The 21,266-nt window shown below is 56.7% G+C and carries 21 protein-coding genes; 14 read left to right on the top strand and 7 right to left on the bottom strand.

Annotation, left to right across the window (positions count from 1 at the left end; translation table 11 throughout):
* Together O6929_00825 and pdxA are read right to left on the bottom strand one after the other, a co-directional pair.
* The coding region (locus O6929_00825; protein MCZ6478938.1) for a hypothetical protein at positions 1-735 on the bottom strand (735 nt) is incomplete at its 3' end.
* Positions 732-1,709 (bottom strand): 4-hydroxythreonine-4-phosphate dehydrogenase PdxA, encoded by a 978-nt coding sequence (gene pdxA, locus O6929_00820; GenBank protein MCZ6478937.1) that lies wholly within the window; start codon positions 1,707-1,709, stop codon positions 732-734. The genes O6929_00825 and pdxA, both read right to left, overlap by 4 nt.
* 494 nt (positions 1,710-2,203) lie before the next feature.
* On the opposite strand from pdxA, the gene O6929_00815 reads away from it, so the two are divergent.
* The 5 genes from O6929_00815 to O6929_00795 all read left to right on the top strand — a co-directional run bounded on the left by O6929_00815 (position 2,204) and on the right by O6929_00795 (position 9,283).
* Positions 2,204-3,589, top strand: coding sequence for an MmgE/PrpD family protein (locus O6929_00815; protein ID MCZ6478936.1), 1,386 nt, complete (start codon positions 2,204-2,206; stop codon positions 3,587-3,589).
* 691 nt (positions 3,590-4,280) lie between these two features.
* Positions 4,281-5,258: an ATP-binding cassette domain-containing protein gene (locus O6929_00810; GenBank protein ID MCZ6478935.1), complete on the top strand. Its 978-nt coding sequence runs from the start codon at positions 4,281-4,283 to the stop codon at positions 5,256-5,258.
* Positions 5,259-5,315: 57 nt separating this feature from the next.
* Positions 5,316-6,083 (top strand): ABC transporter permease subunit, encoded by a 768-nt coding sequence (locus O6929_00805; protein MCZ6478934.1) that lies wholly within the window; start codon positions 5,316-5,318, stop codon positions 6,081-6,083.
* Positions 6,084-6,086: 3 nt separating this feature from the next.
* Entirely contained in the window at positions 6,087-7,538 is a 1,452-nt protein-coding gene (locus tag O6929_00800) for a Gldg family protein (protein MCZ6478933.1), read from the top strand.
* Complete coding sequence (locus tag O6929_00795) at positions 7,535-9,283, top strand: DUF4340 domain-containing protein (GenBank protein ID MCZ6478932.1); 1,749 nt, start codon at positions 7,535-7,537, stop codon at positions 9,281-9,283. The genes O6929_00800 and O6929_00795 overlap by 4 nt, the downstream gene beginning before the upstream one ends.
* A gap of 11 nt (positions 9,284-9,294) precedes the next feature.
* On the opposite strand, the gene O6929_00790 is transcribed toward O6929_00795, so the two are convergent.
* A complete protein-coding gene (locus tag O6929_00790; GenBank protein ID MCZ6478931.1) occupies positions 9,295-10,446 on the bottom strand; it encodes a VCBS repeat-containing protein in 1,152 nt (383 codons plus the stop codon).
* 44 nt (positions 10,447-10,490) lie between these two features.
* A complete protein-coding gene (locus O6929_00785; protein ID MCZ6478930.1) occupies positions 10,491-10,880 on the bottom strand; it encodes a cytochrome c in 390 nt (129 codons plus the stop codon).
* Positions 10,881-11,133: 253 nt separating this feature from the next.
* Here O6929_00785 and O6929_00780 point away from each other — a divergent pair, with 253 nt between their 5' ends.
* From O6929_00780 to O6929_00740, 9 genes are all read left to right on the top strand, one after another.
* Positions 11,134-11,631: a helix-turn-helix domain-containing protein gene (locus tag O6929_00780; protein MCZ6478929.1), complete on the top strand. Its 498-nt coding sequence runs from the start codon at positions 11,134-11,136 to the stop codon at positions 11,629-11,631.
* Positions 11,628-12,017, top strand: coding sequence for a HEPN domain-containing protein (locus O6929_00775; GenBank protein ID MCZ6478928.1), 390 nt, complete (start codon positions 11,628-11,630; stop codon positions 12,015-12,017). Before O6929_00780 ends, O6929_00775 begins: the two co-directional genes overlap by 4 nt.
* Before the next feature lie 129 nt (positions 12,018-12,146).
* On the top strand, positions 12,147-13,340 hold the full coding sequence (locus tag O6929_00770) for a CaiB/BaiF CoA-transferase family protein (GenBank protein ID MCZ6478927.1): 1,194 nt from the start codon (positions 12,147-12,149) through the stop codon (positions 13,338-13,340).
* Between the two features lie 186 nt (positions 13,341-13,526).
* Complete coding sequence (locus tag O6929_00765; protein ID MCZ6478926.1) at positions 13,527-14,345, top strand: EcsC family protein; 819 nt, start codon at positions 13,527-13,529, stop codon at positions 14,343-14,345.
* 105 nt (positions 14,346-14,450) lie between these two features.
* Positions 14,451-15,218, top strand: a complete 768-nt coding sequence (locus O6929_00760; protein MCZ6478925.1) for a hypothetical protein — start codon at positions 14,451-14,453, stop codon at positions 15,216-15,218.
* Positions 15,215-15,976, top strand: a complete 762-nt coding sequence (locus O6929_00755; protein ID MCZ6478924.1) for a hypothetical protein — start codon at positions 15,215-15,217, stop codon at positions 15,974-15,976. The genes O6929_00760 and O6929_00755 overlap by 4 nt, the downstream gene beginning before the upstream one ends.
* Positions 15,977-16,274: 298 nt before the next feature.
* Positions 16,275-16,442 carry a MaoC/PaaZ C-terminal domain-containing protein gene (locus O6929_00750; GenBank protein ID MCZ6478923.1) on the top strand — a complete coding sequence of 56 codons (168 nt, stop codon included), beginning with the start codon at positions 16,275-16,277 and terminating at the stop codon, positions 16,440-16,442.
* 70 nt (positions 16,443-16,512) lie between these two features.
* Positions 16,513-16,968 (top strand): hypothetical protein, encoded by a 456-nt coding sequence (locus O6929_00745; GenBank protein ID MCZ6478922.1) that lies wholly within the window; start codon positions 16,513-16,515, stop codon positions 16,966-16,968.
* A gap of 356 nt (positions 16,969-17,324) precedes the next feature.
* The gene (locus tag O6929_00740; protein MCZ6478921.1) at positions 17,325-18,260 is read left to right on the top strand and encodes a hypothetical protein; all 936 of its coding nucleotides are present in this window, start codon (positions 17,325-17,327) and stop codon (positions 18,258-18,260) included.
* 558 nt (positions 18,261-18,818) lie between these two features.
* Here O6929_00740 and O6929_00735 read toward each other — a convergent pair.
* The 3 genes from O6929_00735 to O6929_00725 all read right to left on the bottom strand — a co-directional run.
* Complete coding sequence (locus O6929_00735) at positions 18,819-19,985, bottom strand: SAVED domain-containing protein (GenBank protein ID MCZ6478920.1); 1,167 nt, start codon at positions 19,983-19,985, stop codon at positions 18,819-18,821.
* Positions 19,986-19,988: 3 nt separating this feature from the next.
* Complete coding sequence (locus O6929_00730) at positions 19,989-20,870, bottom strand: hypothetical protein (GenBank protein ID MCZ6478919.1); 882 nt, start codon at positions 20,868-20,870, stop codon at positions 19,989-19,991.
* 14 nt (positions 20,871-20,884) lie between these two features.
* The coding region (locus O6929_00725) for a hypothetical protein (GenBank protein MCZ6478918.1) at positions 20,885-21,266 on the bottom strand (382 nt) is incomplete at its 5' end.

Here is a 21,266-nt window from a genome sequence, read left to right as displayed (position 1 = left end):
TCCCACGACCGCCACCTTCCGAACGCCCGACTTTGAGCCGACAAAGATTCCCGAAGTCGCACTGCCTCCATGGACTCTCCCTTCAAAGGCCATCTCCCCCTGACTGTTGATCGCGAGATTCATGAACTCGGTGAATCGACCGCCAACCGACGTCGGATCACCGGCCCCCACCACCTTTTCGTGGACACCCGCCGAGGTGAGGAAGAGGGCTCTCGGCACTCCCCCGTGCTCCACCCGTGCCGCAAAAGCGATGACATCGGCATTATTGAGCGCCATGTGACTGATCTCTCGCAGGACACCTCCGCCCGGGGCAGGATCATTCACCGCCACCACCTTTTTCAGCTTGGTCCCTCCCGTGAAATAGATCGCCTGAGGAACTCCGCCCAGGGCCGATCCAACGAAGGCCACCTTCCCCCGGCGATTCAGGGCCGTGGAGCTTAGTTCGATGAAGGTCCCCCCCAGAGGAGAAGGGTCGCCTATGGCAACGACCCTGGAGAGGGAAGAGCCACGGGCCACGTAGATCCCGTGAAAGGGCTCGCCCTTCTTTACCAGGGCATCGAACAGGATTGCCCCGGTGTTCGCCACGGGATCGAACTGGACAAAGGTCCCTCCCTGAGGTGCCTTGTCCCCTGCGGCCACCACCTTGCGGATCGTAAACGAGGCAGGTTGCGCCGATCCCGACCAGAAAAGGAGCAGGATCGGAATCGAGAGCGTGATTCCACGTAGCACTCTCACCGACGAGATCCTCTATGTTTGGACATCCGGATTGCTAACCGGAGCGCCTCGAGGAGACTTCGGGGGCTGGCCGTCCCCTTGCCGGCAATGTCAAAGGCAGTCCCATGATCCACCGAGGTTCGGATAATCGGCAGGCCCACGGTCACATTGACCCCTCGATCGAAACCCGAGAGTTTAACCGGGATATGTCCCTGATCGTGATACATGGCGACGACAAAATCGAACTCGCCTCGGGACGCCCGGTAAAAGAGGGTATCGGGAGGGATGGGGCCTAAGGCATCGATCCCCTCGGCTCGGGCCGCTGCCACCGCCGGAGCGATCTCTTCCTGCTCTTCCCGGCCAAAGAGTCCTTGCTCCCCTGCATGGGGGTTGAGACCGGCCACCGCGATCCGTGGCTTCTCAAGACGCCACACGCCTCCTATTCCATGCGCCAGGCGGATGACTTGCAGCACACGCTCTTTCTCGACCCGATCACACGCGTCGCGGAGGGGAACATGGGTAGAGACATGAAGAACGCGAAATCTCCCCGCGACCAGCATCAGGGCATAATTCCGGGTTTCCGTCCGCTTGGCAAGGATCTCGGTATGACCGGCAAATGGGAACCCGGCGAGGTGCATCGCCTCCTTGTTGAGGGGCGCTGTCACCACCGCATCCAGTTCACCGGCCTGTGCGAGATCGATGGCCCTCCAGACATACTCCACCGCCGCACGTCCGGCTTCGGCGGAGAGGATGCCCGGGATGCACATTTCGGGGTCAACGTTCCTAAGATCCAGGACCTCCACCTCTCCGAAGCGCCCAGTTGCCTTCACCGGCGACTCGATTCGCCGGATGCGCACCGCGGCGCCCACATACCCTTTGGCTCGACCCAGAATGGCACCATCGCCAAGGACGACCGGGATGGCCTGCCGATAGATCACCTCACGGGAGAGGGTTTTCAGAATAATCTCGGGCCCGATCCCCGCCGGATCGCCCATGGTGATGCCGATGCAGGGCCTCCTCGTATTCTTTGCCACTGAAACCTCCCTGTCGCGCGATCATAACACACGCGATCGGCCAGGCGAAGGCCGGCCGGTTCAGAGTTCAGGGTTCGTGGTACATGGTTCACGGTTTACAGTTTACACGTAAGACAAATTCGAAATTCGAATTTCGAAATTGGAAATGTCCAGGTCGTCGGTCATCGGTAGTCGGTCCAGGAGAAAGCTTGCGGTTCTCAGCAATTATGGGTTAATGTGGTTTGCAACTACCAACAAAGTCGGGGGCGTATTGAAATGCCGGTCCAATCCGAAGTGTACGACTGTGACATCTGCGGGGCCGCGATGCAGGACATCCACTGCAAGCTCATCTGCCCCCGGTGTGGTTATACGCGAGACTGCTCTGATCCGTAATCCGATGACCGACGACCGATGACCGTATGGGACCAACAGGCTTTTTCGGTCGTCTGTCATCGGTCGTCGGGCCGCGGTCATCGATGAGTGAGGAGACCAAGGCATTGACGATTTCCGAACGACTGGCTCGCTTTATTGACGAAATCTCCATCGATAAGCTGCGACGGGACGTCATTGAGATGGCCAAGCTGTGCGTCCTCGATTGGCTGGGATCTGCCATCGCGGGATCGACCACCCGACCCATCCGAATTTTTGTCCAGGTAGCCTCAGAGCTCGGGGGAAAATCTCAGGCCACAATGATTCCAAATGCATCAAAGACCTCATGCCACCTTGCCGCACTGGTCAATGCTGCCTCCTCACACGTGATGGAGATGGACGACCTTCACAAACCCTCGGTGCTCCATCCGGCTGCGGCCGTCATCCCCGCGGGGCTTGCCGTGGCCGAACGCGATGGGAGGTCGGGCGCGGATCTTTTGACGGCGATCGTGGTCGGATATGAGGTCGCCATCCGGGCCGGTGAAGCGCTAGGGCCGAGCCATTACGAGTTCTGGCACACCACCGCAACCTGCGGGGTTTTCGGGGCCGCGACCGCCGTAGGCAAGCTCCTTCGTTTGACGCCAGAGCAGATGGTGTCGGCCTTGGGGACCGCTGGGACTCAGTCCGCCGGGCTCTGGGAATTTTTGGTTGAGGGGGCAATGTCCAAACAACTCCACCCTGCCATGGCCGCGGCCGACGGCCTCCTCGCCGCCCTCCTCGCCCAACAGGGATTCACCGGGGCGACGAGGATTTTCGAGGGAGAGAAAGGACTGGCCCGGGCCACTTCCGCCGCCCCGAATCTTGACCGGCTGACCGACGGGCTTTCAGATCATCCGCTCCGGATCCTCGAGAACTCCTTCAAAACCCACTCCGCCTGCTATCACATTCATTCGACCATCGACGCCGTCCTGGCTCTGAAGTCAGCGCACCACCTCAATCCGGCCGAGATCAAAAAGATCCACGTCCGCCTTTATTCCGCTGCCCTCGATCTTTTAGAAAAGGTGGAACCGACCAGTCCTTATGCGGCGAAGTTCAGTATTCCTTATTGCATCGCCACCGCTTTGCTGCAGGGCCGCGTCGGGCTGGACGACTTTCACGAGGAGGGGATCCGGAATCGGAGCGTTCGGCAGCTCATGTCTGCCGTGGACCTCGAACGAGATGCGGAACTCGACAAGGCCTATCCCGACAGGTGGCCGGCGATTGTGACCGTCGAGACGGTTTCCGGAAAGCGACACGAGACCAGAGTCGACTACCCCAAAGGAGACCCCAACAACCCCATGAGCCGGGATGAGCTCATCGAAAAGTTCCACACCCTCACCAGCCGCATCATCCCCGAGACGTTTCGACATCTGCTGATTGAACGGTGCCTCACCCTTGACACCCTCGCCAATGTCCAGGCTCTGCTCGTGGGTCTCGAGCTCCAATCCGAATAACTCGATCACCGATGACCGATGACCGATGACCGCAAAACCGGTAAGCGACGACATGCGGCCCGACAAAGACGGTCATCGGTTAACGGTAGTCGGTCATCGAAGCGTGGGCGGCCGCTTCCCCGAGCTGCCCAGCTGTGTGCCTCGCCCCTTCGCTTCAGGCCTTCCCCAGCGACCCTTCCGCGGCCCGCGGGTCGGGAGCCCTCCGAAATTCCCTCCGGTCAGTTTCAGCTTCCCTCCCCCGCGGTCTCGCGGTGGGGACCCCGTTGCTCCCGGCAATTTCGCTCAGGGGCTAACGGCACTCCGTAACCGTCTTCCGAATGACCGTTATCCGATGACCGTACGGGAACAGGATTCTTTTCGGTGGTCGGTCGTCGGTGATCGGTCATCGAGCCGCGGGCTGGCGGCGAGGGGAGCAAGGCCTGAGGAAAGCGGAAACTGTCTTGCGTCCGGCCGGGCCCCGCCGCCGGAGCGAAGCGCAGGCGGGGGTGGCCGTCCTGTTGCGTCACCACAAATTCCCGCGCGTAATGCCAACTTTCCTAGAACTTACTCGTGGAATTTTCCGCTGACGAAGGCCGCTTCCCCGAGCTGCCCAGGTCCGTGCCTCGCCCCCTCGTTTCTGGCCATCACACCTTTTTTATCCGAGGGGTTGACCTCTGCTAGGACAGGGGTATACTAAATATCCTGAATAGTTATGATAGAGGTCCAGGGGCTCACTAAAGTTTACGGGAATAAGGCCGCCGTCGATAACCTCACCTTTAGCGTGGAGCAGGGGGAGGTCGTGGGCTTTCTCGGCCCCAACGGTGCCGGGAAGACCACCACCATGCGCGTTCTCTCCTGCTTCATGCCGCCCACGTCGGGGAGTGCGAAGGTGGCCGGATACGATATCCACGCGGACTCTGTTGAGGTCCGTCGGCGGATCGGCTATCTTCCCGAGCACGTCCCCCTTTACACCGACCTCACCGTCACCCAGTATCTAAACTTTGTCGCCGAGGCCAAAGCAGTTCCCCGTATGCAGCGACGACAGAAGGTGGGGGAGGTGATCGAGCGCTGCCTGCTTCACAAAGTCCAAGGACGAATTATCAACACCCTGTCCAAAGGGTATCGGCAACGGGTGGGGCTCGCCCAGGCCCTCCTCGGCGATCCGCCCGTCCTCATTCTGGACGAACCGACGATAGGTCTCGACCCCAAGCAGATTATTGAAATCCGGAATCTCATCCGTCAGATGCAAGGGGAGCGGACCGTCCTTCTGTCAACACACATTTTGCCCGAGGTCAGCGTCGTCTGCCAGCGGGTGATCATCATCAACGAGGGCCGGATCGTGGCGGTGGACACCCCCGAGAACCTGACCCGCCGCCTCCAGCGATCTACCCAGGTCCTCTTGCAGGTCGAGGGACCCCCGGATCAGGTCACCGGTAGGCTGCGGGAAATGGCAGGGATCCTCCGGGTCGAGATGAAGGATGGGGGTGGTGTCCTTGGCCGGTACATGGTCGAAACGGAGAAGGACTGCGACCTCCGACGGGAACTGGCCCACGTAGTCTGTAGCAGCGGCTGGGGACTGCTAGAGCTTCGACCGGTTGACATGAGTCTCGAAGATGTCTTCATTCGCCTGGTGACCGAAGAGCAAGATTCGATGACCGTTGACCGATCACCGGTGACTCTTGATGGATAACTGTATTAATTCGGTCGTCTGTTGTCGGTCATCGGCTGTCGGTTTTCGGAGGACGTAATGGGAACCCTGGCCGTCTTCAAGAAGGAGATGCGCTTGTACTTCGCCTCCCCTGTGGCGTTCGTCGTCTTTATCATCTTTCTCATCATCTCAGGGTATTTCTTCTATTCCCTTTTGCTCTATTTCAGTCTGATCAGCATGCAAGCCTCGATGAATCCGGCATTCGCCACTGGTCTCAACGTCACCGACGGAATCCTGCGGCCGCTCTTCGCCAACATGAGCGTGATTCTCCTCTTCATGATGCCCCTGCTGACCATGCGTCTGTTCGCCGAGGAGCGGAAGCAGGGAACGTTAGAACTCCTGCTCACCTATCCCCTGCGGGACGGGGAGGTCCTCCTGGGAAAGTTTCTGGCTGCCACGGCTCTCGTCGCGCTCCTCCTCTTCGCGACGGGCATCTATCCGTTGCTTTTGGCTCTCTGGAGCGAGCCCGAGGTGTATCCCATCCTCACCGGATACCTCGGACTGCTCTTGTTGGGCATGACCTTTATCTCGCTCGGGCTTCTCTTCTCCTCCCTGACCGAGAACCAGATCGTGGCGGCGGCGCTGGCTTTTGGCGCGCTCCTTCTCTTCTGGATCATCGGTTGGGCTGCTACCCTGGCAGAAGGGGACTGGGCTCTCTTGTTCAGACACCTCTCTCTCCCGGAGCACCTTTCAAGCTTCACCCGAGGGGTCCTCGAGACCAAGGATATGCTCTACTACTTGGGTCTGACCGGCTTTTTCCTCTTCGCGACCCTCAAATCTCTTGAGGTTCGACGCTGGAAGGGATAACACATGGGCGGATTTTTTCGCTCGTTGCGTGAACGCCTCAGTCACCGGCGAACCAGGTACGGGCTGAACACTGTCATGGCGTTGTTCCTGTTCCTCGCCATTGTCGTGGTGGTGGAGGCACTCGCCATCCGACATAACATCCGGGTTGATCTGACAGAAGGGAGGCGGCACAGCCTATCTGATCAGTCCATTAAGCTGTTGAAATCGTTGAAGGAAGAGGTGAACGCCGTCGCCTTCTACCGGACCGACGAACCGGGCAAGGCAGCCGCCCAGGACCTCTTGGACCAGTACGACCACTTTTCTGCCAAGTTCCGCTACGAGTTCGTGGACCCGGACCGACGCCCCGGCTTGGCCCGGCGCTACGGGATCACCACGTACAGGACCGTGGTCCTCGAGGGTGGCGGAAAAGAACAAAAGGTCCAGGGAGCGGAGGAGGAGAAGCTGACCAACGCCCTGGTCAAGCTCCTCCGGCAGGAAAGGCGGATCATGTATTTCCTCACTGGCCACGGAGAGGCGGATCTGGAGAGCACCGAGCGGGAGGGCCTCTCCCAGGTGAAGCAGGCTTTGACGGAACTCGACTACGAGATCAAGCCTCTCCTGCTCCTTCGGGAGAAGGAAGTCCCCAAGGATGCGGCGGTGGTCATTATCCCCGGTCCGCAGACGGACCTTTTGCCGTCGGAACTCCAGGCGCTCGAGGCCTACGTCAAGCGGGGAGGAAAGCTTCTCGTGCTCGTCGACCCTTTTACCCAACCCGGACTCACCGATCTCCTGAAGAAATACGGACTCCACTTGGGGCAGAATGTGATCGTGGACCGATTGAGTCGGGCCTTTGGGGGGGATTACCTCCTCCCGGTGGTGACCCAATATGAGCAACACCCGATCACCAAGAATTTCAACTTGGCCTCCTTCTTCCCGCTCGCACAGACAGTGGACGCGGTCGAGACACCAGGGGCGTCGGTCCAGGTCCTGGGCCAGACCAGCTCGGACAGCTGGGCCGAAACCGATAAGGCAGCCTTCGACCGCGGAGAGGTCTCCTTTGACCAAGAGAAGGACCGAAAGGGGCCGGTGCCAGTCGGGGCGGTAGCTACGATCGAAGTGACATCCAACGTTCAAGGGCCAACGTCCAAAGTCCCCACAGAAGAAAAGGCTGTGAACGGTGAACCGTCAACTGTGAACGCAAAGAAGGGGGGGATCGTGGCCTACGGGACCTCCGCCTTCATTAAGAATACCTATTTGAACCTGTCCGGGAATCGGGATCTCTTCCTCAATTCGCTGAGCTGGCTCGCCGAAGAGGAGGAGCTGATCGCGATCCGCCCGCGGCAGGCCAAGTTCACCCCACTGGTCCTCACCGCAAGTCAGGCTCGGCTCGCCCTTTGGGGGACTGTATTCTTCCCCCCGCTGGCCATCATCGGAATCGGGGTCGCCGTCGCCGTACGCCGGAGACGCTCTTCATGAGGTTTCGCACCACCCTGGTCCTCTTCGGCGTCCTTGCACTGCTGAGCCTCGGCTACTACTTCCTGGAACTGAAGGAAGTTGAGAAAGAGGCAAAGACGAAGCTGGTCTCTTTTCAGGAAGAAGAGGTCTCTTCGTTCAGCATCCGCCGCGGGGAAAAGGTCATCACCCTGGAGCGGGGCGAAAACGGGTGGCGGATGAGCGAGCCTGTGGAGGACCGGGCGGACGAAAAAGAAATTATCGCCCTGCTGGGAAACGTGATCCGCGCGAAAACCGAGCGGACCCTGGACGCCAGTGGCGACAGTCTCGCCGATTTTGGATTACAGAACCCTCCCATTATCTTCACCGTTCACCTCAAAGAGAAAGAGACGCCTTTCATCCTGGAGGTTGGGAACACCACGCCAGCCGGCTTCTCGGTGTACGCTCGGCGAAAGGGAGAGGAAAAAATCCTCCTCGCCCCACACACGGTCAAGACCTCCTTGGAGAAAGACGCTTTTGCCTTCCGAAGCAAGGTCCTCCTCTCCTTTGCGCAAGAGGCGGTACAGGCCGTGAGCCTTCGCACGGATTCCCTTCGTGTCCGCCTTGAGCGGCACGAGAAGGGGAAGTGGCGGATCACGGAACCGATCCAGGTTGCCGCAGACTCCGGCAAGGTCTCGGACCTCCTCCGCTCGCTCACTCAAGACCAGATTCAGACCTTTCCGGACAAGCCGGCCTCTCTAAAGATGGTGGGCTTGGATCCGCCTCGAGGGGAGATCCGGCTGGCCCTTGACGGGGGGACCGAGGCTACCCTCTTCCTTGGAGTAAAGAAGAAAGAAGGAGGACAGAAAAAAGAAGGGGGAGTCTACGCCCGGCGCTCCCGGGAAGAGCAAGTCCTCGTGCTCAAGGAGACGTTTCTGAAAGAGATTCCGAAACAGGTGGCAGACCTCAGGGACCGGACCCTCCTGGCGGTCGACCGGGAAAAGGTTGATACGATCGAACTCGTAACTCCCAAAGGGCGGACAGTTCTCTCAAAGGCCGGGGGCACCTGGAGCATGAAGGAACCTGAGGAGGCATCAGCGGATCAGCGGATGGTCAACGATCTGCTCTGGGATCTCACCACGACCCGGGTCAAGGAGTTTGTGGACGACGACGCCAAGACCCTGAAACCGTACGGACTTGACGCTCCACCGGTCACGGTGCGTCTCTTGGATCCTCAGGGGAAGCCCCTGTCCACCCTGACCCTGGCCAGGGCGAGCAACGACGAGGGCGCCTACGTCCGGGTAGGCGACAGTCAGGCAGTCACCCTCGTCGAGGCTCGGCTCTACGAACAGCTCGATAAAGGGCCGTTCGATTTCCGTCTCCGGCAGTTGCTGAGCTTCGAGACCTGGGATGTGGGAAAGATGGAGCTCTCACGGAATGGTCAGGAGATCCTCCTGGAGAAGCGGAAGGAGCAGTGGGAACTCAAGAAGCCTAAACAAGTCAAAGCGAAATATTCGGCGGTCATCGACCTCCTGAACGAAATCAAGAATCTCAAGTGGCAGAAAGTGGTTGCGAAAGGGCCTACCGACCTATCCCCCTACGGTCTCGATAAGCCGGTTGCAACCTTCACCCTCACCAAGACGGACGGAAAATCTCTCGGTACGGTGCTACTCGGAAAGTCAGAAGAGGATCTCGTCTATGCCAAGCTTCAGGAGAAGCCGGATATCTATGGAATTCCCTCTGCCTTTCTGGAGTCCCTCCCTCAAGATCCCTCGGCTCTCGCCGAGTAAACCTCACGCCCCTAATCGTTACGTCTTTCGGCTTTCGCAGGCGGTATAAATCCTCCTTTGCCATCTCCACGATAGATGCTCGCCACGTTCAGAGAGGCAAAGATCAGCACGAGATCAGGCTTTCCGTCCCTGTCGAAATCCCCCGTGGCAAGCACGATCGGGTCATCGGGGAGCTTCACGCCCGGCAGGCGTGTGAAGGCACCCGTCCCATCCCCCTTGAGGATGGTGAGGTCCCTGGTGCTGCGGTTTCCGACCACCAAATCCAAAAGCCCGTCCCCGTCAAAGTCCGCGGTCACGATAGGATGGGGATTGGCACCAGCTGGGAACTCGGCGACCTTACGCAGATCGCCCTTTCCATTACCGGCTAACAGATAGACCGCATCTTCCCCTGCACAGACAACCGCCACATCCGGATGACTGTCTCCCGTGAAGTCGGCGATGGCCATATAGTGAGGAAACCGACCGACCTTGATAGCCTTGGGGCCATGGAACGTTCCATCTCCCTTCCCGAGGAGGACTGAGATGGTATGCTGCCCCAGGCTTGTCACCAGGAGGTCAGTGAGTCCGTCCTTGTTGAGATCGGCCTCGGCCATGATATGGGGCCGACGACCGGAGGGATATTGCTCTGTCGGTTTCAACTGCCCTGTCCCATCTCCCCGGAAGATGAGGACACGCGAGAGCAACGTATCGGCCACCGACAAATCCATCTTGCCATCTCGATCAAAATCCCCGACCACCGCCGCCACCGGCGCCTTGAACGCCTCAAGATCCTGCCGCTTTGTGAAGCGGCCTGTGCCGTCATTAAAATATAAGGTCACGGTCCCTGCACCGCTGTTGGTTGAGACCAAGTCCAAGTGGCCATCGCCGTTCAGGTCCCCGGCCGTCACCCAGATAGGACCTCGCCCGACCGCGTACGAATGATTCGAAGCCACCCCACCCTTGCCATCTCCCAGGAGGACGGTAATCTTCCGTTCCGCCGAAGCGGCGATGGCCATGTCCAGTCGTCCGTCGCCATTGAAGTCGCCGAGCGTCACCGAGTGGGGAAACCGTCCGGCCGCCTCGCGTCCCTCATGGGCATAGGAGGACCCTAGGCCCGAGATCAATCCCCCGACGCCAAGTCCACAGAGAAGAACCCCCCACGACCACCACTGCTGTCTCATCATCGTTCCCCCTGTGCTGGCAGACTTCATCGTCTCTTCATATTTTTTTATTTGTTATTTGGCCCCTGGACGCTTCGAGTTAAGGATCGCAGGTAGGCCACGACATCCCAAATTTCTTCATCGCTCATCACGCGTCCCGCAGGGGGCATCAAGCGGGTCTTTCCGACCACCTCTCCGCCCCCTTTGATAATGTCAAACAGATATTGATCCGACAGCTCCTTCATGAGCTCGGGATCTGAAAGGTCCGGAACGGGGACGGGGGGTGGTGGAATTTTATTACTCCATCCCCAGCCTTCCCCGCGGCCCCCGTGGCACTGGAGACAGTATTCGACGTAACGCTCCTTCCCCTGCTCAGGATCCCCCTGCTGCGCAGCCAAGCCAGGCGTACCCCAGGTGAAGATCCCGACTACCACCAACAAAATGATGCGGCCGCTCAAGGTACCGCTCCCGATAACAGCATTCCAACAGAGTTTCTCAATTCGTGATGGAGGAATGCCCCGCTCCCATCGCTGGGCGGGCCGATGATAGCCTCTTTCCTTCTGGCTGTCGAGCACGTTGTGGAACCCCGCAATCCGCCCTAATCCCCCCTCGTCCCGGGTGACATTTCCCTTGACGTTATTATGAAATTCTGCGAAACTTTATGAAATTTTCCGAAAGTTTGGTCCAAGAATGAATATGAATACAAGCTGGATGACGGTCAAAGAGGTAGCGACGTATCTTCGGCTGAGCCGGGATCTGATCTACCAGTGGGCTCAGCAAGGGAAGATTCCCGCCTCGAAAGTGGGCGGACAGTGGCGGTTCAAAAGAGAGCGGATTGATCAATGGATGGAAGAGCAGGGCCGCCCCCTCAAGAGCGAGGGGGCTCAACCGTGGGAGCGGGTCCTGCGAAGCTTGATCCAGCAGCTTCGGCAGGCATACGGGGACACGCTCAAGAGGGTTCTGCTTTACGGCTCGCGCGCCCGGAAGGATGCTGATGAGAGTTCCGATGTTGACGTCTTGGTGATCCTAAGGGATTACAAAGACTTCTGGCAGGAGTTCCATCGCATCCAGGACATTGCCTACGAGGTCTCCTTCAGCGCCGGACACGACGTGGTCCTCTCTGCTCTTCCCATCCGACAGCAAGAGTACGAAACCGGAGGCTCCCCCTTCTTGCTGAATGTGAAACGGGAAGGGGTCAAGGTCGCATGACCGGAGATGTCAAGAAACTAATGGAGAAAGGCCGAAGGAGTCTTGCGGCTGCCGAGCAGCTTTACAAAAGTAGAGACTACGACTTCAGCGCGTCCCGGGCCTACTACGCCATGTTCTACCTAGCCGAGGCCGCCCTGCTGGCCAAAGGGCTGGCATTCTCGAAACATTCCCAGGTCATCTCCGCCTTTTCGCAACACCTGGTGAAGGGGGGCCATGTACCGCGGAAGCTTCACCAGGCGCTATACCGCGCCTTTGAACTGCGAAATCGCGGCGACTATGCTGCCGATCCCTTTCCCGCGAAGGAGGCGAAGGTCACTCTAGATGCCGCCAGAGAATTCATCGCGGCACTGGAGACCCACTTGAAGCGTCCCCGGTCGCCGAGATAGTTTTCTGGGGCCTCCTGGAGGACAACATCCGACTCGTAGTGGAACGGCTTCTTGTTCTTCGAGAGTACCCCGCTTCAGAGGGGGATCAAAACAGATGGATCGTCAACCGCAGGCTTTAGCGGAAGTGGCATGACAGCTTTGAGCGGGGTGAAGGTTCTGGATTTGACCCGGATCATTTCCGGGCCGTACGGGACGATGTTGCTCGCATTCCTCGGTGCCGAAGTCATCAAGATCGAGGAGCCGCTCGAGGGGGACCAGGCCCGCCAAACCACGCTCTATTACCACGATGGTCTGAGTGCTGTTTTCGTTGCTGGAAATGTCGGAAAAAAAAGTGTGGCCCTGAACCTCAAGACGGAAAGGGGACAGTCCCTTTTCCTGCGCCTCGTCGAAAAAGCAGATGTCGTCATCGACAATTTCCGCCCCGGAACCATGGATCGCCTCGGCCTCGGCTACGAAAGCCTCAAGGCCGTCAATCCTCGGATCATCGCCTGCTCCGTCTCGGGCTACGGCGCCTGGGGACCGCTCACGGATGCTCCCGCCTTTGACCTCACCGTCCAGGCCATGGCCGGCCCCATGAGCATTACCGGCGAGCCCGGGCGACCCCCGGTGAAGATGGGGGTCCCCGTCGGAGATTTGGCTGCAGGAATGGCTGGGGCTTTCGGGGTCGCGGCAGCACTCTACCGGCGCGAGAGAACCGGGCAGGGAGAACAGATCGACGTAAGCATGTTCGACGTCCAGGTGAGCCTTTTGCATTATCACGCCCAGTATTATCTCGCCTCGGGTGAGATACCCGAGCCCGTGGGGTCTGCCCATCCTAACGTGGTTCCTTACCAGGCCTTTGAGACCCGGGAAGGCTATCTGGTCGTCGCCCTCTGGGGGGTGGATTACCTCTGGCCCGTGTTTTGCGAGGCCATCGAGAGGCCAGATCTCGCCCAGGAGGATCGCTTCGCGACCAATAACAACCGGGTCAAGCATCGGGAGCTGCTCATCCCGATCCTGGAAGAGGTTTTTCAGCGCCGCACCGCCGCAGAATGGATGGCTATCTTTGAGGAGCGCCGGATCCCGGCCGCTCCGGTCCACACCATCGACCAGGTTCTCGCCCTTCCCCAGGTCGAGGCCCGACAGATGCTCCTGCACCTGACCCATCCGGCGACAGGCACCCCTCTGCCGGCCCTCGGGAACCCGGTGAAGATGGGCGGCGATCGGAAAGATGCAGTCCTGCCTCCACCCCTCCTGGGGCAACACACCGAGGAGGTCCTGAGGGGATGGCTTGGGCTGAGCGACGGAGATATCGCTGACCTGAGGCGGGACCAGGTTATTTGAACATGGATCTCCCATATCAAACTTCATGCATAGGTATGATCCTCTGGGAAAAAGGTTTCAAAGACCCCCCCAGTTGATCAGAGGGGGCTGGCTAAAGGGAACTCAATGGCTGCGAAGAGGCACGAGGCACTGAGGCTTCACTGTGAGAGGCGGCTCAGACAAAAGTTTCGCTGAGAGGAGGCGCGGATGGACGACGAGTATATCAGGCAAGCAAAGCTCGAAATCGAGCGTTGGGAGTCCCAAGGTCCGGGATTCGTTTCGCAGGTTGGCGACTTCATCCTGTGGCCTGCCCAGAAGGCAGCCGAGTTGTCAATCCCGGAAGGGTTACAGGAAGCCGTCGCCAAAGCGATTCAAGGATTTCTGTCCGGGGTAGGCTCTGCCACACAACTAATCATCAACGAGGGGGAGACCCGTCAGAAGGTTGAAACCCTCCTCGGAGAGTATCGCGACGAACTGAAGGCTGCAGACGCAGGAGCCAAGCACTACTGGGGTTGGCACGTTGGATACGCGGCAGCGGAAGGCGGTGCCACGGGGGCAGCCGGTCTGCCGGGTCTTGTCGCGGATATCCCCCTGTTGTTCACAATCTCTCTGCGTCTCATCCAGCAGATGGGTCTCTGCTACGGCTATGACGTAACGAAGGAGGCAGAACAAGAGTACGTCATGCATATCCTGCGTACAGGATCGACAGGAGACATCAAGGCAAAAATGGAATTCCTTGTGGGACTCAAGCAGATCGAGCAAATCTTGCTGAAGGTTACCTGGAAGAAAATGAACGAGGCTGTTGCCTGCAAGGAGATCAGTCGCCTTTCAGTGCTCGCGGCGATGCGGCAGTTTGCAAAGAGCTTGGGTATCCAACTTACGAAGCGGAAAGCCCTGCAAATTGTGCCGGTGATTGGTGGACTAGTCGGTGCGTCATTTAACGCCGTGTTTGTGAATGATGTGGGCCGGGCTTCCTACATGAGCTACCGACGGCGGCGGATCACTGAACTCGAAGAGTCAAGCTAAGCGCGCCACATAATATGGCATTTGCCGGCTCCGGCCTCCGGCCAACTCGCTCACGAGTTCGGCAACGCCCCCACGTTATACTCCAATGTCAGAGGAGTTGCTCTGGTGAAGCATTCTTGGATTCAACTGCGTGATCTTCGAAAAGCAAAGGTGTTGCTGATCCTCCCTTGTAATGCCGCCGCCTGTCTGGGCAACTATTTTCGGGCAGAGGTTCACACTCGGCGGGAATGGAACACATGGAGGGAGGCCGACGCAAACCTTCGGGATTTGCGCGGGGAGGGCTGGGTAGCATTCGCTGCAGTGGATAGCTCAACGCTGGAAACCCAACCAGCGGATTCCAGGGGTGCAATTGTATTGGAGACGGAAATGAGCCGCGCCCGGAATCCCGAGGGGGAAGATTGGGGGCCGCCTTCCTGGCGATGGTTTCGACCTACCCCTGCTGGTCACTGGACGAAGTTGGAGGCGCTCACGGAAGCACTGGTCAAGGCGGTTCGGCGAGTTGAGGGCATGGGCTTCTCGCAAGTGCTGTCGCTGGTCAACCCACGGGCATACTTTCTGGCCCTAGCCGCCGCGGTCAACAAATGTGGTTCCATGGACCGTTGGGTGCTGTTCCGTGTGCCGGCACATCCTCGCTATCTCCTTCCGGCCGTCCGGCAGGTCGTCCCTTTCGTACGTGCTGCTGCTCAGGGGAGCAATCTCAGGGGTGGCGTCTATCCTATTCTGCCCCTGTATCCAATTTTGCAACGAGAAGCCAAAACCTACAGGCATTCTCTTCCGAAGCCTTGGCAGGAATGCAACCGACTCCTCAGCGTGCATGAGGTCAAGAAGCGATGGCAATCATTGATCAGTCGTACCGAAAGAAGGCCACAATGATCGAGATCGAGGAGTTCTTCGCGATGTTGAAAGAGTGCATGGAGGCGTATGCAGGGCGGTTGAGAAATGGTCGGATCATCCTCCCACAATACCTTAAAGGTGGATCGCTCGAACCAGCTTTCAGGCCTGTTGCCCGCTGCCTGGCGAGGACGTCAAATTTGAGGCTCAAAAAAGTATCGAACCCGTTTCTGAGGGAGTACGAATGCGGAAATCGGCAGATAGTCGATTTCGGATTTGTCAAGAAAGATAACGCTCCGGTATCCTTTTTAGAACTCGAATCTCTCGGTGGATCCCAATTGTATCAGTTCTTTGAATACAAAGGCATGAAAGACAATAGCAACAAACTCTGGTATTACTATGGGACTCTTGGCAACTACTATACGTCTGGGAAAAGGATCCCTAGGTACTTTGTATGGCTGTTATGCCTTCCGGATTGCAGAGTGGACCTGTCACCTTACCAGCAATGGGATATTCAGTATAAATTCATCCATCCCTCACTGAAAGGACTTGTGTGCCAAAGCCCATACCGCTTCTATGACCACCTTATCAAGAGTGCGGCGCGCCTGTTCGTTACAAAGCCTCACGAGTTCAAGCTGCGAGGTACTAACAAATGGACGAAAATAAAGTTGACCGAGTTCGAAGATGCTTGCGAGTTGGTTTTTATTACATGGACAGGTGACAGACTGATCATGTCGAGGGGAAAGGACCTTTTCGAGGTGAACAAGGAGAAAAGTGTTGCGTTGAACTGGCGCAAATGAGCACTCGACGGATAACAACGGGTTCACGGCTGTCTGGCTTTTACACTCCGACAAACGCTTTCTGCGTTCGGGTTCGTGAACCCGTAAAAGATTATCCGCAGGCTCGGAAATTGAACCGTCAGGGAGTAAGTGAACAGGCCTTGGGGGCCGGGAGGTTCACGACGGCTGTCAGGACATGCCTCGACGAGCGCCAGCAACCGCTCCGCCCGCAAGGAGGGTCGCCGTCCACATCAGCCGCTAGCTTCTCAGATCCGAGTTCAAGCGATTTCCAAGCAGAGACGAGTCAGGGGGAATCAGGATGAGCGGACCGTATTTCGAGGATCTCGAGAAGGGGCGGACCTACAAGCACTTTCCGGGGCGGACGATCACCGAGGCGGACGATATGTGGTTTTTCTGTCTCACCCTGACCACAAACCCCCTTCACATCGACGCGCACTACGCCGCCCAGACCCAGCATGGCCAATGATTGGTCAACGGTCGGTGGCGGTAGTGATGAGCGTCAGGGACGCGGGTCCCAGCACGCCGTGAGGAACGTGATGACCGAGGAAGGACGAAAGAAGGGGAAAAAGAAAAAGGGGCGGCGCAAGGGTAAGGAATTCATGGACGCCGTGCACGAGGCGTATCTGAGGCACCTCGTGGAGGAGATCTGGGCAGATCTCGAAGGGGCACTAAAAACCGGAGAGGTGAAAGAGACCGCGTGGATCACCGAGTTCGAGGAGCGAGGGCCCTATAAAGAGATCTGGCAGCGGGCGTGGCGCACCTACGTGCCCCAATCACTCGAGTCTCAACCAGCCTGGGCGATTGTCCTCGGCATCGAAGAGACGGTCGAAGCGGCCTCCCGGGAGGAAGAGGCGGAACGGCAGCGCCGGGGGGATAAGTCCTTCTTTGAGGAAGAAGACTACGAATCCTTCGTCACTGACGCCCTTGAGAAGCTCTTCAAGGAAGAGGGCGGCTCCATCGAGGACGACGACGAGACTGTCGAGGAGGGGTAACGGTCCCTCGAGATGTAATGCTGTTAGAATGCATGACGAGCCTCAGTTTCCCCCATCGGCCTGCGAGGGTCAAGTCCCCAAACAGTGACTTGGCTTGAGCCTTGCCGTGAGCTTTACCCTGAGCCATGCCCTGAGCCTGTCGAATGGGTGTCGAAGGGCTGCCGAGCGGCCTGCCATGAGCTCGTCGAATGGTTGACAAGGGGCGGAAGAAACTATAGATTACTAGCGAACTTGTGGCTATATGGCCCAGCAGGATTGGGGCACCGGGTGGGCAACAAGCCTCCGGTGTTTTTTCTTTTCGTGAGCAGGAGAAGTTACGGAATTACTCCGGCTCCATGACTCGATAAGGCCCAAGGATGCCAAAGGAATACAGGAAAGATCTTCATTGCCGCTTGGAGTTCGTATATGACGCGCTGTCTAGGACAGGTTTTTTGACTAGTATCTTCGACAATGACTGGTACCAAAAAATCAGTCAGGAAATTGACAGGGCCGATCTCAGCCATCCCTTTCAGAGTGATTCTGCACTCATGTTTTTTGAGTTAGACCATCCTCTCCGAGGGATTCCTTGGTTTGAGGAAGCTCAGCAACTTATAGAGCAAGGACGGGAGAAGGAACTCGACGAGGACCGAAAATTCGCGATTGCCATGGTAGGATTGGATCCTCTCAGAACTTTCTTGCCGATACTGGATGAAAGACTCGCCAGCTATGCCAAAATTTCGTTCAAGGAGGACGAGGTCTCAAAGAAACTCAAAGAATTACATGATAACCGTTTCAAGCCAGACTTCCGGAACCATGTCTTTGAACTATCGGTGCTGGGCTTCTTTGCTAAAGAGGGAGTCCTCACTGATATTGAGGTTCCAGTTGGTACAGAGCAAAGTACGGTGGATGGGGAGATCAAATTAAACGGTCGTCCGATCCTTGTGGAGGTGACCTTTACGTCACAAGAAATACTTTCCCCTGGGCCGGGGGTCCGCGCTGTTGATGTCGAGCCGTTTGTGAGGCAGGTGACTGATAAGATAAAGAAGAAGGTTGCAGACGGCCGCCAACTTGCACTTTCGAGAGGTGATCCTTCGATTCTTTTCATAGGACGGAACAGCCTCGGTGCTGACAAGGTGACATCAAGGTGGGGCATCAAGGAATGCTTCGCTGATCCCAACTTTGCGAAGTTGTCAGCTGTAATTGTTTCTGACACGTGGAAATTGATTGGGACTGAGTTCTATTCGGGATTAAAACCAGAGATACCATTGTCTGAGGGGGAAATTAAAGCACTCACTCGTTGGTTCACAAGTTGATGCCTGGATTTAATTCCGTTTAACGGACGTTAGGGGTTGAGTAAGGTAGCCAAAAATGTCCCGAGAGGACAGGGGGTCAGGCTTGCCATTCTCGACGTTGACCAAATGCTGACACTCGCAGTCTTCGGAGGCACGCAGAGCAAGATAGTTCGGTGTTGGCCTGGTCACGCGACCATCAATCCTGACTACGAAATGCGGCGCATCCGTGACGTATTGCCGTCTCATGGCGTTCCTGCGCAGGAGTTCGCACTGTGGTATCGCAGGTACCGCGAATCACTTGGTCTCAGGAATCGCCGAAACCCACGGCTCGTCCGCGGATTGCGTGTGGCCATCGTGACGCCGGGAGGGTAGTGTTGCCGCCGAACCGTCTAACGAGTCACTTCAGCGGGCCCGATGCTCGCGATCCTCGCCCCCCGGCCGCTGACCGCGCACGTTAACGAGAAATGGGGTCAGGGAGCGCTACCCCCGAAAGGGACGAACTACGCTTTCTTTGCGTCTTACCATCGACAATCGTGGTCTGCCCCAGATTACCGAGGCGCGCCAGCCCAGAAGGTGGGGCTAAATCAACGTGCAGGAAGGAAAATACTCTCTCCGCGCGTTGTCAAATTCATAACATTGAATGGTACCGCACGCATTCAGGTTGTAGCCGATCAGGACGGACAGCCCCAAAGGAATCGCCGCGAATAGATGAACCGTGTTGGTGTCATAACGGGCATGACACTCTTTGACCTTGTCCGCCAGGTCTGTCGCAATGGCAATAGCTTCGCTGCCAGTGATTGTGCACGGATAATGCGCTGGAGACAGCTCTAGTACAGCACGATAAGACATATTGTTCTTCTCGGCGTGTCTTGCCACAGACGTGTCGTCCGCAGACATGAGATTAATCTTCACGCACAAATCTCTCGACTCTAGTACACCGGGAAGTTCGACCACACGCAATGGATTTGCTTCACGCTTCGCGTCTGTCGCCCAGATTGTGGGTTTACCATTCGTGATCTGTTCAAGTTCTAATTTGTAGCCCGTCGTTTTCCGAAAGATGTAGCCAAAAAGGCATCCGAGTGATAAATGGCAGAATGCGTAAAGTCTTAAAGACAGTCTGTTCCTTCTGACTAATGCACCCTTGACCCTGGCCAGTGCACTGACGAATTGCTCCGTCCACACTTCATCCGGTGGGAGCCCATTCTCGAAATAGCTGGTGAAATCCAAGTGTAGCGCTACATCCGCAGGGGTTTTCTGCTTTGACGACAGCCCAATACACAATGGGTCAATCTGTTGAATTCTCAGACCCTCTAAGATTATCTCTGCAGCCCTCTGCGCCGCAGTCAACACATCTTGACGTTCGCCCTGTCCACCTATTTTTGCACCATTGAAGTTTGATATTGGAATTGTAAGACACCCCTTGAGAGCTGCAGACGCGTCATCGATCGGCACCCCAAAAACCGGGACAATTTGAAAATTCGAGTCATTTTTGTATTTTTTCTCCGCCTCTGGCAGTTCCACCGACCGTATGAAGTCTGATTTCAGACTCTGAGGTGTTATGAATAAAAGCAATCCGTCTGAGCCGACACTGATGGCTTCGCGAATCTTGCTCTCCGCTAGTCCAGTGCCCAGGTTAGAGATGTCCTGCCACACTTCGATGCCATGAATCATTAGCGTTCTGGCAATTGTCTTAATATCGTTGAGGTTTTGTCTGCTGTAGCTCAGAAAATAAATCGGTGGAGACATTGTCTACTCCTTGGGTTTAAAGTCCTGACCAAAGAGTTTTTGCCACAGTCTTACACTTTTACCATCCTCTTCTTCTTGCAATGCAGTGGCAGCCGTTTTCGATGCAGACTGCACCTCTTCTAAGAAAGCGGAGAATTCGTTAAATTTCCACCGCTTGGCTACGTTGACAGAGGGATAGCCAGGATCAGGAATTCTTGGAACTGAACCGACGGTCAAATAGGGGGCATAGGGGGTATAGATGGAGTGCAGAATGTCTACTACGGCTTGACCATAAGACACTGGAGTTGACATTAAACTTTCAGCTACAAGACTTTCTACGACGTAGGATTTAGCGCGCGCCGCTTCCGTCGGCAGCCTGTCTCTCCAATGTTTCATGATTTTCACTAAGGGCTTATAGTAGCCATTAGTGGCGTCATTTTTCTGTACACTGAATGCTAACTGGCCTTTGGGATGCGTCGCCACCCAAGCGTGTGCATTGCGATCCGGTATCCAGACTGGACCATTTCGACGAGAAAGTGGAACACTTGGGACGACATCCAATTCGAAACCAGTCTGAGTGGTTGCCTGAACCGAACGGCCCTGTACTATAACTTTCGAGTAGTACTTCTGTAGCGATGACTGAATCCATGCGATGACCACACTTGGTTCCATCGCCCTATGATCCAGATCAATCAGTAGAATCACATCAACATCCTTGATGCTGTCTAGGGCGGTATCTCTGGCATAGGATCCGGACAAGTAAGTGTCGGGATCTGCTTCCTTAATTTCCTCATCTTTCTCAAGCAAAGCCCTTAAGTCCTGATGCGCCTTCTGCGCCTGTTTCACAGCGGCACTGGTGGGTTCGATGTTGCTTAATAGGCCGTGGAAATACGAGCTGAGTTCCATAGCTGGTGTATTCCTTATGATCCTGATGGTTCTGGTCGAGTGAGAAGTGATCCAGTCCCTGGCTCTATTCCATATTCTTCTCTGATGGCTTTTTCAAAGTCACCGCACGTAGGACAGCCGGGATCTTTCTCAAGATAAATTCCGTACCAGCGCAGGATAGTTTTTTCGTCGAAACTTTTGCTTAATGGCGGCCATAAGGCATATTCAGTATTTGGCTCTGGTCTGTTAACCCAGATGTACACGTTTGCATCAAAATCCTCATCAAGCTTCTGGAAAGCCGATTGCTTGCCCGCAATGAGTTCGTGTAGGGCGAGTTTTGATACCATGATGGCAATAGGCGCAACATCCATCGAAAGTCCCGGCTCAATAGGAACAGGCTTATCTGAGTAGGCCACC

Source organism: Candidatus Methylomirabilota bacterium, from assembly GCA_027293415.1.
In the GTDB taxonomy this organism is placed as follows: Bacteria; Methylomirabilota; Methylomirabilia; order Methylomirabilales; family CSP1-5; genus CSP1-5.
Note: the sequence above shows the minus strand (reverse complement) of the source record. Positions and strands in the feature narration are given on the sequence as shown.